A 13,822-nucleotide genomic window follows, 5' to 3' on the forward strand; every position below is an offset into this window, starting at 1 on the left:
ACAGCATCAGTTCTCAGTCGCGTCACGCACAGCCGCTGGCGGCGAAACGCCGTGTCCCGGCCCGTCAATATCGATACGTGGACCGAACGCCATCGATGGCGGCGTGTCGTCGAGCAACAGGTGGCCATCCAGATCGACGTAGTCGAAGGCACCGAGCCCGGCGGCAAGGTGGGCGCTGGTCGCAATCCCGGTCGCACCTTCGAGCATACAGCCGAGCATACAATCGAGCGAAGCGGCTTCGGCGACCGTCGCAATTGCCGCTGCCCCGAGGAGCCCAGACTTCCCGAGTTTGACGTTGATCACGTCGGCTGCCCCGTCGCGAACCACGGCGGTTGCGTCCGCGGGCGTGAATACGGCCTCGTCGGCGGCGACGGGGACCGAGAGTCTGTCACGGGTCCTCGCAAGACCGCGGATGTCGTCTTTCGGTGTCGGCTGTTCGACCAGAGCGAGGTCAACCCCGGCCGTCGCCACCTCGTCGACAAACTGCTCTGTGGCCTTCGGCGTCCAGCCCTGATTCGCGTCCACGGTAATCGTTGCGTCGGGTGCGGCGTCTGCGACCGCAACCGTTCGAGCCACGTCGTCGTCGATCACGCCGCCGGTTTTGACCTTGATATGGTCGAAGCCCGCGGCCGCGGCGCGCGTGGCCCGCTCGGCTGCCGCGTCGGGCGCGACTATCGGAACGGTGATATCCGTCGTAACGGGGGTCGGCGCTCCGCCGAACAGTTCCGAGAGCGGGATTCCCCGGTCGCGACAGTACGCGTCGAGCAGCGCCGTCTCGACGGCGAACAGTGCCGAAACCGCTCCGGGTACTGCCGCCCGCACCTCACTGACGAGTTCGCGGTAGTCGGCGAGGGACGCCCCCTCAAGCATCGACGTTACCGACCGGGCAGTCGCCACGGCGGCCGCCTGTGTCTCGCCGGTCACCGGCGGTAACGGGGACCCCTCACCGTGGCCGACGATGCCCGAGTCAGTCTCCACTGCGACGACCAGATTCCGTGCTTTCTCCCGGGTTCCGAGCGAGATCTCGAACGGCTCGCGGAGTTCGCGGTCGAGCGGTTCGACGGAGACGCGGTCGATACGAGTCATAGCACCTCCAGAACGGCCGTAAGGAGTGTCTCCGGCCCGTCATCGTCGTAGATGTTCGCCGCTGGAAGCCCTGTTCTAGCCGTTTCTTCCTCTGGGTCCCCCCACGTGGAGAGAGCAGCGACTGTCGTCTCTGTGAGGTCGGTAATCGCGCGGCGTTCGGCCTCGACACCGGCTACAGTGAGGTCGTCGAAGTGGGATCGAGTCTCCCGAGCGGGGTCGTCGGCCAGCACGACTGCGTCGGGGGCCGCTCCGTGGAGCAGTCCGAGCGTCACCCCGCCGTATGCGGTGTGCGTGAGGGCGGCCTGCCCTTCGACGAACACGATGTCGTGGTCCGCCGCAACGTCGAGTACCATGTCCTCGACGACGCCAGAGACGAAGTCAGCCGGTACCCGGTCGATAACGACGCCGCGGTCCGCGCCGACGAGGATGCCGGTCTGTCCCGTCGCGACCCAGCCGGCATCGAGTCCAGCATCGGTCGCGGCCCGATACAGTTCAAAGGTTGTCGTTCGCTTCCCGACTGCACAGTCAGTCCCCATCGTCAGGACGACGTCTGCGTCGGCCTCAGCCCCGCGGCCGTCACCAAGCGTCAGATCAGCGACGGCTGGAGGTTTCCGAACGTCGACGAGGTCGACACCGTGTTGCTGTGCGCGCTCGGTCCAGACCGGGCGCTCACTCAGAAAGACGTGCAAGCCGGAGACGATATCACAGCCTCGCTCCATCGCGTGCCTGATTGCCTCGACCCATGACTCCGGGAGGTCACCCCCAGCGGGCGCGACGCCGATGACAAGGACGGCCGCGTCCGGGGCTCGATCCAGCGCTTCGGTGACGGTCCCGACGACCGGGACGTCGTCGGCAGCAGGCCACTCAAGGGCCGCTCCAGCGTGAGGGCTTGAACACGTCGAGTCCACGACGGCCTGCGCGTCGAACAGCTCTCCGTGCATAACGATACCGTTGGCCGTCTTGCCTTCCGGCTGGCCGAACTCCCCCTCTGCGAGTACAACGGCGGGCGTGCCTTCGTCGTATTTTCGCCGCAAGTCCATACTGAACGACACCGCGGGCGTGACTGACAAACCAGAGCCTTACATGTGTGGCTCCCGGTGAGAATACTGGAGGACGACCCGTAATGAAAGCGAGACCAGACGAGCGCTATCGCGCCACAGAACCCGGGGAGAACGATGTCCGCTGACGGCTCTGATATGGCCGCTGCCTCGGACAGCGACGGTCTTCAGTTGACGCTCGAACTGGAGCATCCCGACTGCTGGATGCGGGAAGTGACGGCGGCCACTGCAGCCAAACTGCTGGTCAACGCGGCGTATCTGGTCGACGGGAAGGTCAAAGCCCACGTCGTCGCATACGCTGAGTCGGCGGCCGCGGTCGAGGCGCTCGTTGCGGCGACCCGGGCATCCGACCACACTCATGCAGTCACAGAAATGGATACTCGTCGTAGCTTCGGCGGGATATCGGCACCGGTAAACAAAGCGACGCGCACGCTCCTCGTCGAGTACGGCCCCGAGGAGAGCATCCACGACGCGCTGGTCTCACACGGGTTCATGAATCAGGAGCCGATCCGAATCCGCGACGGGACCGAGTACTGGACGGTTGCTATCGACGAATCGCGGACGACAATACAGGAGAAACTCGACGCCGTCTGCGCACAGAAAGACGCGACGATCACCGTGACCCAGATTACGTCCGCGACCACCGGAAGCAGAGAGCGCGACGAACTGGCTGTCCGACAGCTTTCCGACAGGCAGCGGGACGTGTTCGAACTGGCCCGCAAACGCGGCTATTACGACTACCCGAGAGAGGTAAGCGGGAGCGAGCTAGCCGACGAACTCGGTATCGCGAAGACGACGCTTCACGAACATCTCCGGAAAGTCGAGGCCACGCTTCTCGGTCCGAGAGACGCCGACCGGGGCTGACGACAACACAGCGTCTCGGCCCACTGCCAGTTGTCGTGTCTGCTGTCGCAGAGCAGGTGGCAGCCGTTCCAAGCTTGCGACGACAGACCCGACCGAGCGCTACTGGACTCCGAGTTCCGACTCCAGTTCCTCAACGACGTCCTGCAGCATCGATGCGAGTTCGTCGTTCGGCGGCAATCGATACAGGGGGCCAGAGATGTCGAGCGCCCCGAGAACACCGCCGTGTGGGGCGGTGACCGGCACGCCGACCGACCGAAGCCCCTCGACTGCCTCCTGATCGTTCACCGAATAGCCGCGCTCGCTCGTGCGTTCGATGTCTTCCAAGAGGGCGTCGCGGTCGGTGATTGTGTACTCCGTCTCTGCGGGCAGTCCCCACCGGTCGAGAATCTCGTTGACTCGGGTCTCCGGCAACGCGGCGAGGATTGCCTTGCCAACTGCCGAGTTGTGCAGGTAGTAGTACCGGCCCACCTGGAACCCTTTCGACGGGACGTTAGCGACGACGTTGAACAGCGTTATGGCACGCCCGTACTCTTCGACGGCGAATGTGACCTCCTCCCCACAGCTGTCGGCGAGTTCGTGCGTTTTGCGACGGGCGACCTCGTACCACTCGTTCCGGGTCCGAGCGCCCTCTCCGAGGTGGAACAGCTTCATGCCGAGTCGGTACTGCTCGCCTCGCTTGACCAGATACTCCTGGTCCAGAAGTGTCTTGAGATGGACGTGGATGGTACTCGTCGAGAGGTCCAGCCGGTCTGCAAGCTCACTCATTCGAGCCTCCCCCAGCTCGTTTACCGCATCGATGATCGCGAGGGAAGTTTCGGTCGTCTGGAGACGACGACCGCTAGAGCTGTCCATATCACAGTGGACTCGACACCAGTATAAAAAAGTCCGGTCATAGTGGAACAGATTCCGTCAGAATTATGTTGGTTTCTGATTCTGATTGGTTTTCTAATTACCCAGAATTATGTTTTTAGAATATATGTCTGAAATTGGATCGTCTCACTTCAATCCGGACTGTATTCAGGGGTAGTACGCCACTCGAATTCCAATCCACGTGGACTTTTATATACTAACAGCGACCGAAACGGGATGAGGATTTACCAGAGGCGGCTCTGATGATTTGTTACCGCTGAGTTAGCTATTATCATGAACTTTTGCGTGTGTATTTCACGAGGCACAGAATGCATGTCAGACACGGATAGTGGCGATGGGACTGAGATCGAGGAGATCTCTGGCCCAAATGTCGAAGCAATCGAGTTCTACGGCGGACGGTGGATGAGCGTTATTCCCATAGCGCTGTTTATCCTGTGGGCGATTGTCCAGAGTGGCCTGTTCGGTATCGGGGATACGACTGGCCTTGTCGCGGGAATGCTCGTGGCGCTCATCGTCGGGATGTTCTTCGCCAAAGGAGACTGGAAGAACTACGCGAACACCATCTTCGATGGGATGACGAAGCGAGTCGCCGCGACGGCAGTCGTCGCATGGCTCTGGGCAGGGATGTTCTCGAACACGCTCCAGGCAGGCGGCTTCGTCGGTGGACTCGTCTGGGCAGCGAACGCGGCCAACGTCGGGGGCGCACTGTTCCCAGCCGCCACGTTCATCCTCGCAGCGCTGTTCACGACCGGTATCGGCACCGGTTACGGCGCGGCAGTCGCGTTCTCGGCGCTTTTCTTCCCGGCCGGGATCCTGCTCGGGGCGAACCCGGTGTTGCTGTTCGGTGCAATTCTCTCCGGGGCCGTCTTCGGGGACAACCTCGCGCCAGTCAGTGATACGACGATTGTGAGCGCAGTGACGCAGGACGCCGATATCGGCGGCGTCGTCGCGTCGCGGTTCAAGTACGCTGTTATTGCGGCGGTACTGGCGCTTGCGGCGTACATCTTCGCCGGAAACGCGATGGCCGGGCTCGACATCTCCCAGCAAGCACAGGACCTGTTCGTCCAGAACAGCGAACCAGCGGGACTGTTGCATCTCATCTCCATGCTCGTCGTCATCGTGACGGCAGTCATGGGCCGACACATTGTCGAAGCCATTTCGTGGGGACTTATCGTTGCGGTTGTCTTCAACGTCGTTTTCGATCTCGCACCGCTGAGTGACGTGTTGCTGTTCAAAGTTCCTGAAACGTCAGCAGCCGCGAGCTGGGCCGGTTCGCTCCCCATTGCCGAAGTGGTCGCGCCGCAAAACGCCGGCGTCACCGGCTCGATCTACAACGGTGCAGCCGGGTTCTTCCCGCTGATCGTTCTCGTATTGCTCATCGTCGCCGGATCGGAGATCATGATCCGCGGCGGTGGCTTCGAAGCGATACAGGAATGGCTCCTCGAAAATGTCGCAACGGGCGTCCGAAAAGCCGAGACGACGATGGTGGTCGGCACCGCCCTCGTCAACTCGATGATCACGATCAACACGGCGGCAGAGATCGCGATCGCGCCGTACATCGCCCGCATCGGCCAGCGGTACAACATCAACAGCTACCGCCGGGCGAATATCCTTGACGCGAACACCTCGGCGCTCGGGTACATCTTCCCGTGGGGCGGCGGCGTCCTCATCGGCTTCGCGACGCTACAGGGTCTCCCGGAGCAGTACGAGTGGTTCACCAGCGCGATGATTGTCAACCCCGTCCAGGTGTGGCCGTACGTCTTCCACGGCTGGTTCCTGTTCGGTGTGTTCCTCCTCTCCGCGCTGACCGGCTTTGGGCTTGAGTACACCACTGACCGCAAATCCAAGGATGTGACCCGTCTATGAGCATGCTCAGCAAGTTCCTCACCGGGATGTCCTTCCGGTCGACCACGCCGACGTTCGAGGCGGGCGAAGAGATAGAAGTGTACGTCACGGAGTTCGACGAGGAATCCGGCGAACTGGTCGCACAGGTCGGCGAGACCCGCCTCTACTTCGAAAACGGTGAGGCGGATATCGTCGGCTGTCGCGTGCTCGCAACGGTCGAATCGTTCGACGACGCCGAACACCGCGGCCGCGTCACTCACCGGAAGACGCTGTCACAGGGGTCGTTCTAACAGTGCCACAGAGAGCCGAACAGGGCAGCGAGTCAGTATAGCGCGACCGACGAAACTGATATAAGAGATTCACAGCACTATGAGCAATTCACTATATTCCACAGCACGACAGCACAACCAGACAACTATCGTTCCCAGTACGGACATCGAAGCGACCGTCGAGATGGCAGACCTCGTCCCGGCCATCGAAGCTGCATTCGCCGCATACGAAAACGACACGGCGCAGATGCCACCGAAGTCCTACATCGACCTGCCACAGCACAACGGGGACTTCCGGTCGATGCCGGCCTACCTCGAAACGGACGACTGGGAGGCGTCGGGCATCAAGTGGGTGAACGTCCACCCGGACAACCCCGACGAGTTCGACCTGCCGACCGTGATGGGGACGCTCGTGTACACGGACCCCGAGAGCGGCTTCCCGCTTGCCGTGATGGACGCGACGACGCTGACGATGAAGCGAACCGGTGCGGCCGCCGCCGTGGCGACGGACCACCTCGCTATCGAGGGGGCATCTTCGCTGGGTATCATCGGTGCCGGCGTCCAGTCCTACACGCAACTGGAGGCCATCTCGCAGGTGCGGCCGATCGAGTCCGTCGTCGTTAGCGACCTCGACGACGACCGCGTCCAGCGGTTTATCGACACCTTCGGCGACGAGTTCGACGTGCGAGCCGGCACAATCTCAGAGGCCGCCCAGTGTGACGTCCTGTCGACGGTCACGCCAGTCGAAGACCCCATCGTCACGCTCGACGATCTCGGGGAGCACACCCACGTCAACGCCATGGGTGCCGACGCCGAAGGGAAGCAGGAACTCCACACCGAGGTCATCCGCGAGGCGACGCTTGTCATCGACGACTTTGAACAGACGACCCACTCCGGTGAGATAAACGTCCCCTGGAGTACGGGCGATATCGACGAGTCGGATATCGATGCCGAACTCGGCGAGATAGTCGTCGGGAACGCACCGGGCCGGGAGGACCTGTCCGGGATTACCGTCTTCGACTCGACCGGGCTCGCGATTCAGGACATCGCTGCCGCACGCATCGTGTACGAATCGCTCGGAGACGACAGCGGACACCGCCTCGAAATGGTGTAAGCACGCTGGTCTACAGCACTGGTAGTCGCTCCACAGTGGGTATCGAGTGACGCAGTGTCGATGTGGCACACAGTTGCGGCCCGGGACATTTGTATAGGCCCTGCCATGAGCGGGTATGCGACGCGTCATCATCGACACGGATACCGCGGGCGACGACACACAGGCAATCTTGCTTTCCTGTCTCAGTGACCGGGTTACCGTCGACGCAATCACGGTCGTCGCCGGCAACGTTCCATTCGACAGAGAAGTCGAGAACGCGAAGTATACGCTCGAAATCGCCGATTCACTCGACGTGCCCGTCTACGAAGGGGCGAGACAGCCACTTATCAAGGAGTTCGAACATGCGACGTATATCCACGGCGAAGACGGCCTTGGCGGCGACCTGTTTCCCGAAACCGACATCGAATCAGCGACGGGATTTGGTCCCGACGAAATCGTCGCCCGCTGTCGGGCGGCCCCGGGTGAAATCACGCTGCTCTGTATCGGCCCGCTGACCAATCTGGCGCTGGCGTACGCCCGCGAGCCAGACCTGCCAGACCTCGTCGATGAAGTGTGGGTGATGGGCGGGAACGTCAACTGTGAGGGGAACGTCACCCCCGCCGCGGAGTTCAATCTGTGGGTCGACCCCGATGCTGCCAAGCGCGTGTTCGACGCTTTCGAGGTGACGCTCGTCGACTGGGGCGTGTGCCTTCGGGACGCGGTGTTTGGTGCCGCTGAGTTCGAGATGGTATCGACGCTCGACACTGAACTGGCGTCGTTCTTCGAGTCAGTAACCGAGCAGGCCCGAGCGTTCAACAGCGAGGAGTCCGACGACCCCGGATGGACGGCACTCCCGGACAGCGTCACCGCCGCGCTGCTTGCGTATCCGGAACTTCGAGAGGCGGTGTCGACGTATCACGTCGCGGTGGATGACCGCGAGGGGCTCACCCGCGGGTACACCAGCGTCGACGTCAACGGTGTGACCGACGGCGACCCGAACACCCACGTCGTAGAGTCCGTCGACAGTGACGCCTTCCAGTCACTCATGTACTCACTGCTCCAATCTCGGGACCCTGACAGCGGTATCGCCGAGTGAGTCAGGAGCAGAGGCGAATACGAGAGTAACGGACGGTGTGTCGTCGTTGTCGCTGTGTGAGACTGTGGCACCAGTCCCGGTGTCGCGTGTCGTCCATGGTTTTTACTGGGGGCCGGGGGCATGTCGGGGTATGACGCTTACAGACCGTCTCGACCAGTACCTCCGGACAGCGGGGCTCGAAGCCGTCTGGTTTGCCCGACCGAACTCCTTCGCGTGGCTCACCGGGGGTGGCGACAACGTCGTTGACCGGGAGGTCGGCGTCGGCGTCGCCGCCGCGGGCTACGACGGCGACGAGATACGGGTCGTCACCGACAACATCGAAGCGCCGCGGCTCCGCGACGAGGAACTCGACAGCGACGTGCCCGTCGAGACGTTCGACTGGCACGCGGAGTCGCTGGCCGAAGCCGTCGCTGAAGCGAGTCCGACCCCAGCGGCGGCTGATTTCGATGTCTCCGGCTTCGAATCAGTTGACGCCACGCAGCTCCGCCAGCCACTGACCGAAGCCCAGGTTGAACAGTGCCGCGAACTCGCGCGGGACACGGCCGAAGCAGTCGAGGCTGTCGCGCGGAACGTCGAGCCGTCGCACACCGAACTCGATGTGACCGCGGTGGTCCGACAGAAGCTCGAAGGCCGGGGCATCGCCACACCGGTCGTACTCGTCGGCAGTGCCGAGCGGGCACAATCTTACCGTCATTACACCCCGACTGACACTGAACTCGGTGACTATGCGCTCGTGTCGGTGACCGTCGAGCGGAACGGCCTCCACGTCAGCACCACCCGGGCGGTCGCGTTCGACCCGCCGGAGTGGCTCATGGAGCGCACCCACGAGGCTGCCCGCGTCGAAACCACTGCGCTGGCCGCGACACAGGCGGCTGGCCAGGATGGCGGCACGGCGGGCGACGTGTTCGAGGCGATTCAGGACGCCTACGCTGAGGTCGGCTGGGAGGGCGAGTGGCAGAATCATCATCAGGGCGGCGCGACAGGCTTCGCGGGCCGCGAATGGATTGCCACGCCCGGACATGAGGGCGAGGTCGCGCTGCCACACGGGTACGCCTGGAATCCGACTATTGCCGGCACGAAGAGCGAAGACACGTATCTCATCTCTGGTGACGACATCGAACTGCTGTCCGGGACCGGCGACTGGCCGACTGAGACGGTTTCGGCGGTCGGCTACGACCTCGAACTCCCGCGACACACGGTGCTGGAACTGTAGCGGTACCGGGGCCGTTCAGCCCTGACGAGTGGTTTACAACAGGTGTTGTATGAATCCGTGGGTTTAAGGAACGGCTCAGGCTACCCCTGTGTATGACCGCAGCGCGCGCCTGGTGGAAGGAAGCGGTCGTCTACCAGATTTATCCACAGAGCTTCAACGACAGCGACGGCGACGGCGTCGGCGACCTGCAGGGCGTCATCGAGCGCCTGGATTACGTCGCCGACCTCGGCGTCGACGTCATCTGGCTCAACCCCGTGTACCAGTCGCCACAGGTCGACAACGGCTACGACATCAGTGACTACCGGGCCATCCACGAGGCGTACGGCACGCTGGAAGACTGGGAGGAACTGCTGGACGAAATTCACGCCCGGGACATGCGGCTCGTCATGGACCTCGTCGTCAACCACACCTCCGACGACCACGAGTGGTTCCAGCGCTCGCGCCGGGACGAGGAGGGCTACCGCGACTACTACATCTGGCGCGAGGGCGGCACCGACGCGGACGTCGACCCCGTGCCCCCGAACAACTGGACCACCGGCTTCGGCGGATCGGCCTGGACCTACGACGAACAGGTCGAGGCTCAGTACCTCCACCTGTTTCACGAACGCCAGCCCGACCTGAACTGGGAGAACCCCGACGTCCGCTCAGATGTCTACGAGATGATAGAGTGGTGGCTGGCGAAGGGCATCGACGGCTTCCGGATGGACGTTATCAACCTGATCTCCAAGCCGGAGGGCCTGCCCGACGGCGACCCGGACGAGGGGTGGGTCGGCATCGAGCAGTTCGCTAACGGCCCTCGGACACAGGAGTTCCTCGAAGAGATGGCCGCCGAGACGTTCGACAACTACGACTCGATGACGGTCGGTGAGTGCGTCGACATCGACGTCGACACCGCCGGCGACTACGTCAGCGCCGACGGCCCGCTGGACATGGTGTTTCACTTCGAGCACATGCTCCTCGACCAACAGGAAGGGTGGTGGACTATCGAAGACTGGTCGCTGCCCGAGCTGAAGTCGGTGATGGCCGAGTGGCAGACCGAACTCGACGGCTGGAACACCGTCTACCTGGGCAACCACGACCAGCCCCGAATCGTCTCCCGCTTCGGCGACGACGGGGCGTACCGCGAGGAGTCGGCCACGCTGCTGGCGACGTTCCTGCTCACGCATCAGGGAACGCCGTTCCTGTTCCAGGGCGACGAGATCGGGATGACGAACTGCCCATGGGAATCGGTCGAGGAGATCCGGGACGCAGACGCGTCCAACCGCGTCGAACTCGCCCTTGAGTCGGGCGATATCGACAGCTACGACGAGGCACGCGACGTTGTCGAGTTCCGCTCGCGGGACAACGCCCGGACGCCGATGCAGTGGGACGACTCCCGGAACGCCGGCTTCACCGACGGCGACCCCTGGATAAAGGTCAATCCGAACTACGAGGAGGTGAACGTCGCTGCGGCCGAAGCACGCGAGGACGGGATTCTCTCGTACTACAGGGACCTCATCGACCTGCGGAGCGATCTAGACGTACTCGTGTACGGCGACTACGAACTATTACTGCCCGACCACGAGACGGTGTACGCCTATCGGCGCACGCTCGACGACCCGGCGGCCGATATCGACGACGTGCTGGTCGTTTTGAACGTCTCACCGACGGCCACGCGCATCTCGGTCCCGGTCGAAGCCGAGGCAACACCGCTGTTCGGGAACGAACTGGACGCGGCGGCCGAATCCGGCAGCCACGACGGCACGGACCTGGAACTGCAGCCGTACGAAGCGCGCCTCTACGAACTTTCAGAACAACAATGATGTCATCGCAGATGCTTTCCGACGGTGAACTGGACCGCGAATGGTGGAAAGAAGCAGTCGTCTATCAGATTTACCCACGCAGTTTTAGCGATAGCGACGGCGACGGCGTCGGCGACCTGCAAGGCATTATCGACCGACTGGACCACGTCGCCGACCTCGGCGTCGACGTCATCTGGCTCAACCCGGTCTATGACTCTCCACAGGAAGACAACGGCTACGACATCAGCGATTATCAGACTATCTACGATGAGTTCGGAACGATGGCCGACTGGGAAGCGCTGCTCGCGGAAGTCCACGACCGTGATATGCGGCTCGTCATGGACCTCGTTGTCAATCACACGTCGGACCAACACGAGTGGTTCCAGAAGTCCCGACAGCGCGACCCGGAGTACGAGGACTACTACATCTGGCGTGAGGGCGGCACTGACGCGGACGGCGAGCCCGTGCCGCCGAACAACTGGGAGTCCTTTTTCGGGGGCTCCGCCTGGGAGTTCGACGCGGAGCGCGGCGAGTACTACCTCCACCTGTACGACACCTCACAGCCGGACCTGAACTGGCGTACCGACGCCGTTCGACAGGATGTCTTCGACACTATCGAGTGGTGGCTGGAGAAGGGCATCGACGGCTTCCGGATGGACGTCATCAACCTCCTGTCGAAAGTCGAGGGCCTGCCCGACGGCGACCCGGACAGCGAATGGATCGGCTCCGAGCATTTCATCAACGGGCCGGAGCTGTCGTCGTATCTGACGGCACTAGACGAGTCAGTGCTGTCGAACTACGACGTGATGACCGTCGGCGAGATGCCACAGCTCACCGTCGAATCGGCTCGGGAGTACGCTGGTACAGACGGCCCGCTGGACATGGCGTTTCACTTCCAGCACACGAAACTCGACTACGACGACGGCGAGCGGTGGTCGGTCGGCGACTGGAGCCTGCCGGAGCTGAAAACCATCGTCGACCGCTGGCAGGACGGGCTGGCCGAGGACGGCTGGAACACGCTGTACTGGGAGAACCACGACCAGCCGCGGAGCGTCTCCCGCTACGGCGACCCCGAGAACTACCGCCGGGAATCCGCGACGCTGCTCGGGACGTTCGTCCTTACGCTCCGTGGCACGCCCTACATCTACCAGGGGCAAGAACTCGGGATGACCAACGCCGACTGGGAGACGATGGACGACCTCCGAGACGTGGACGCCATCAACCACGCGCGGGAACTACTCGAGCGAAACGATGTCGAGGACTACGAGGACGTGAAAGACGTGGTCGGCTACCGGACCCGCGACAACGCCCGGACGCCGATGCAGTGGGACGACTCCCGGAACGCCGGCTTCACCGACGGCGACCCCTGGATAAAGGTCAATCCGAATTACAGGGATATCAACGCCGCTGCCCAGCGAACGGATGTGGACTCCGTCTACAACTACTACCGGCGACTCATCCAGTTGCGCTCCGACAGGGACGTGCTGGTGTACGGAGACTACACCGACTTACTTCCCGACCACGAAACCGTCTTCGCGTTCACGCGGTCGCTGTCGACGGACGCGGGAACCGAGCGGGTTCTGGTCGTCCTACACTTCGATGACGGGAGGCAAACGGTTTCGCTCCCGGTCGAGTTTGCCGATGCGACGCTGCTTGCGGGCAATTACGACCGCGACGACGCGGATCCGGAAACGGTGACGCTTGCGCCGTACGAGGCTCGCGTCTACGAGCTATTCGACTGAACACCGTCGCCCCGGCGCACTCCCACCGCAACGGTCGTCGCGAGGCACAGATTCAAGACGCATCCGTCACCAGCAGTGGTATGTACCTTGCCGACGAGACCTGGCCGGACCTCGGCGACTATTTCGAGACGGAGTCGCTCGCGCTCGTGCCGCTGGGGTCGACTGAACAACACGGGCCGCATCTCCCGCTGGCGACGGACCACCTCATCGGGGAGGCCTTCGCCAGAGAAGCCGCCGACAGGACGGGCTATCTCTGTACTCCGACGATCAACGTCGGCGTGAGCCCACATCATAGACAGTTCAACGGGACGATGTGGGTCGACGCGCCGGTGTTTCGCGACTACGTCGAGTCGTTCACCCGGAATCTGGCCTACCACGGCATCGACCGGGTCATCTACGTGAACGCCCACGGCGGGAACGTCGAACACCTGCGAGAGGTCGGCCGTCGGCTCCGGGACGACGAAGTCCTGTACGCAATCGAGTGGATGTGGGACGAGAGCATCCCGGACCTCGTAGACGACCTGTTCGAACAGAACGGACCACACGGCGGCCCGAAAGAAACGGCCATGATTCAACACCTGCGCTCCGAACTGGTTCACGACGACCGCCTCGAAGACGCGCGGGACGGCGGGATTCCGAGCGTCGAGGCGGCGGAGACAAAGAAGTACGGCTCGCGAACCTTCTACGACGCCGCCGACAACACCGCCAATGGCGTGCTGGGCGACCAGACCGACGCCACGGCCGAAAAGGGCGCGGAGATGTTCGAAGCCGCAACCGAACAGCTCGTCAGGCTCTGTGAGTGGCTGGACTCGCAAGCGTTCGACGACCTGCTGCCTGAGCCACACGTCTGAGCCTGCTACCACAGGAGCGACCGGCGGCGCTCACGTTGCAGGTGGATTTTTGCG

12 protein-coding genes are annotated in these 13,822 nt (G+C 62.9%); 9 read left to right on the forward strand and 3 right to left on the reverse strand.

Features of this window, described 5'->3' with window-relative positions:
* Positions 1-6: 6 nt before the first annotated feature.
* The gene (locus tag AMS69_RS13060; RefSeq protein WP_053968514.1) at positions 7-1,086 is read right to left on the reverse strand and encodes a dipeptide epimerase; all 1,080 of its coding nucleotides are present in this window, start codon (positions 1,084-1,086) and stop codon (positions 7-9) included.
* Complete coding sequence (locus AMS69_RS13065) at positions 1,083-2,126, reverse strand: DUF1611 domain-containing protein (protein ID WP_053968515.1); 1,044 nt, start codon at positions 2,124-2,126, stop codon at positions 1,083-1,085. The genes AMS69_RS13060 and AMS69_RS13065 overlap by 4 nt, the downstream gene beginning before the upstream one ends.
* Positions 2,127-2,261: 135 nt before the next feature.
* Between AMS69_RS13065 and AMS69_RS13070 the strand changes: the two genes are divergently transcribed.
* On the forward strand, positions 2,262-3,008 hold the full coding sequence (locus AMS69_RS13070; protein ID WP_053968516.1) for a helix-turn-helix domain-containing protein: 747 nt from the start codon (positions 2,262-2,264) through the stop codon (positions 3,006-3,008).
* 99 nt (positions 3,009-3,107) lie between these two features.
* Here the strand turns inward: AMS69_RS13070 and AMS69_RS13075 are convergent, their stop codons facing one another.
* On the reverse strand, positions 3,108-3,860 hold the full coding sequence (locus tag AMS69_RS13075; protein WP_053968517.1) for an IclR family transcriptional regulator: 753 nt from the start codon (positions 3,858-3,860) through the stop codon (positions 3,108-3,110).
* A gap of 330 nt (positions 3,861-4,190) precedes the next feature.
* Here AMS69_RS13075 and AMS69_RS13080 point away from each other — a divergent pair, with 330 nt between their 5' ends.
* From AMS69_RS13080 to AMS69_RS13115, 8 genes are all read left to right on the forward strand, one after another.
* Complete coding sequence (locus tag AMS69_RS13080) at positions 4,191-5,744, forward strand: Na+/H+ antiporter NhaC family protein (protein WP_053968518.1); 1,554 nt, start codon at positions 4,191-4,193, stop codon at positions 5,742-5,744.
* The gene (locus AMS69_RS13085) at positions 5,741-6,013 is read left to right on the forward strand and encodes a DUF7513 family protein (RefSeq protein WP_053968519.1); all 273 of its coding nucleotides are present in this window, start codon (positions 5,741-5,743) and stop codon (positions 6,011-6,013) included. The genes AMS69_RS13080 and AMS69_RS13085 overlap by 4 nt, the downstream gene beginning before the upstream one ends.
* Before the next feature lie 79 nt (positions 6,014-6,092).
* Entirely contained in the window at positions 6,093-7,106 is a 1,014-nt protein-coding gene (locus AMS69_RS13090; RefSeq protein WP_053968520.1) for an ornithine cyclodeaminase family protein, read from the forward strand.
* Between the two features lie 115 nt (positions 7,107-7,221).
* Positions 7,222-8,181: a nucleoside hydrolase gene (locus AMS69_RS13095; protein WP_053968521.1), complete on the forward strand. Its 960-nt coding sequence runs from the start codon at positions 7,222-7,224 to the stop codon at positions 8,179-8,181.
* Positions 8,182-8,311: 130 nt separating this feature from the next.
* On the forward strand, positions 8,312-9,394 hold the full coding sequence (locus AMS69_RS13100) for a M24 family metallopeptidase (RefSeq protein WP_053968522.1): 1,083 nt from the start codon (positions 8,312-8,314) through the stop codon (positions 9,392-9,394).
* Positions 9,395-9,486: 92 nt separating this feature from the next.
* Positions 9,487-11,196 carry a glycoside hydrolase family 13 protein gene (locus AMS69_RS13105; RefSeq protein ID WP_053968523.1) on the forward strand — a complete coding sequence of 570 codons (1,710 nt, stop codon included), beginning with the start codon at positions 9,487-9,489 and terminating at the stop codon, positions 11,194-11,196.
* An 11-nt stretch (positions 11,197-11,207) separates the two neighbouring features.
* A complete protein-coding gene (locus AMS69_RS13110; RefSeq protein ID WP_053968524.1) occupies positions 11,208-12,917 on the forward strand; it encodes a glycoside hydrolase family 13 protein in 1,710 nt (569 codons plus the stop codon).
* 80 nt (positions 12,918-12,997) lie between these two features.
* Positions 12,998-13,768 carry a creatininase family protein gene (locus AMS69_RS13115; protein ID WP_004516660.1) on the forward strand — a complete coding sequence of 257 codons (771 nt, stop codon included), beginning with the start codon at positions 12,998-13,000 and terminating at the stop codon, positions 13,766-13,768.
* Positions 13,769-13,822: the final 54 nt, after the last annotated feature.

This window comes from Haloarcula rubripromontorii, from assembly GCF_001280425.1.
GTDB classification, from domain to species: Archaea; Halobacteriota; Halobacteria; order Halobacteriales; family Haloarculaceae; genus Haloarcula; species Haloarcula rubripromontorii.

Bases quoted from the DNA above. Each gene is read 5' to 3' on its own strand.
- AMS69_RS13100 (WP_053968522.1), top strand. From the start codon at position 8,312: ATGACGCTTACAGACCGTCTCGACCAGTACCTCCGGACAGCGGGGCTC.
- AMS69_RS13105 (WP_053968523.1), top strand. From the start codon at position 9,487: ATGACCGCAGCGCGCGCCTGGTGGAAGGAAGCGGTCGTCTACCAGATT.
- AMS69_RS13085 (WP_053968519.1), top strand. From the start codon at position 5,741: ATGAGCATGCTCAGCAAGTTCCTCACCGGGATGTCCTTCCGGTCGACC.
- AMS69_RS13080 (WP_053968518.1), top strand. From the start codon at position 4,191: ATGTCAGACACGGATAGTGGCGATGGGACTGAGATCGAGGAGATCTCT.
- AMS69_RS13070 (WP_053968516.1), top strand. From the start codon at position 2,262: ATGTCCGCTGACGGCTCTGATATGGCCGCTGCCTCGGACAGCGACGGT.
- AMS69_RS13090 (WP_053968520.1), top strand. From the start codon at position 6,093: ATGAGCAATTCACTATATTCCACAGCACGACAGCACAACCAGACAACT.
- AMS69_RS13110 (WP_053968524.1), top strand. From the start codon at position 11,208: ATGCTTTCCGACGGTGAACTGGACCGCGAATGGTGGAAAGAAGCAGTC.
- AMS69_RS13115 (WP_004516660.1), top strand. From the start codon at position 12,998: ATGTACCTTGCCGACGAGACCTGGCCGGACCTCGGCGACTATTTCGAG.
- AMS69_RS13060 (WP_053968514.1), bottom strand. From the start codon at position 1,086: ATGACTCGTATCGACCGCGTCTCCGTCGAACCGCTCGACCGCGAACTC.
- AMS69_RS13075 (WP_053968517.1), bottom strand. From the start codon at position 3,860: ATGGACAGCTCTAGCGGTCGTCGTCTCCAGACGACCGAAACTTCCCTC.
- AMS69_RS13095 (WP_053968521.1), top strand. From the start codon at position 7,222: ATGCGACGCGTCATCATCGACACGGATACCGCGGGCGACGACACACAG.
- AMS69_RS13065 (WP_053968515.1), bottom strand. From the start codon at position 2,126: ATGGACTTGCGGCGAAAATACGACGAAGGCACGCCCGCCGTTGTACTC.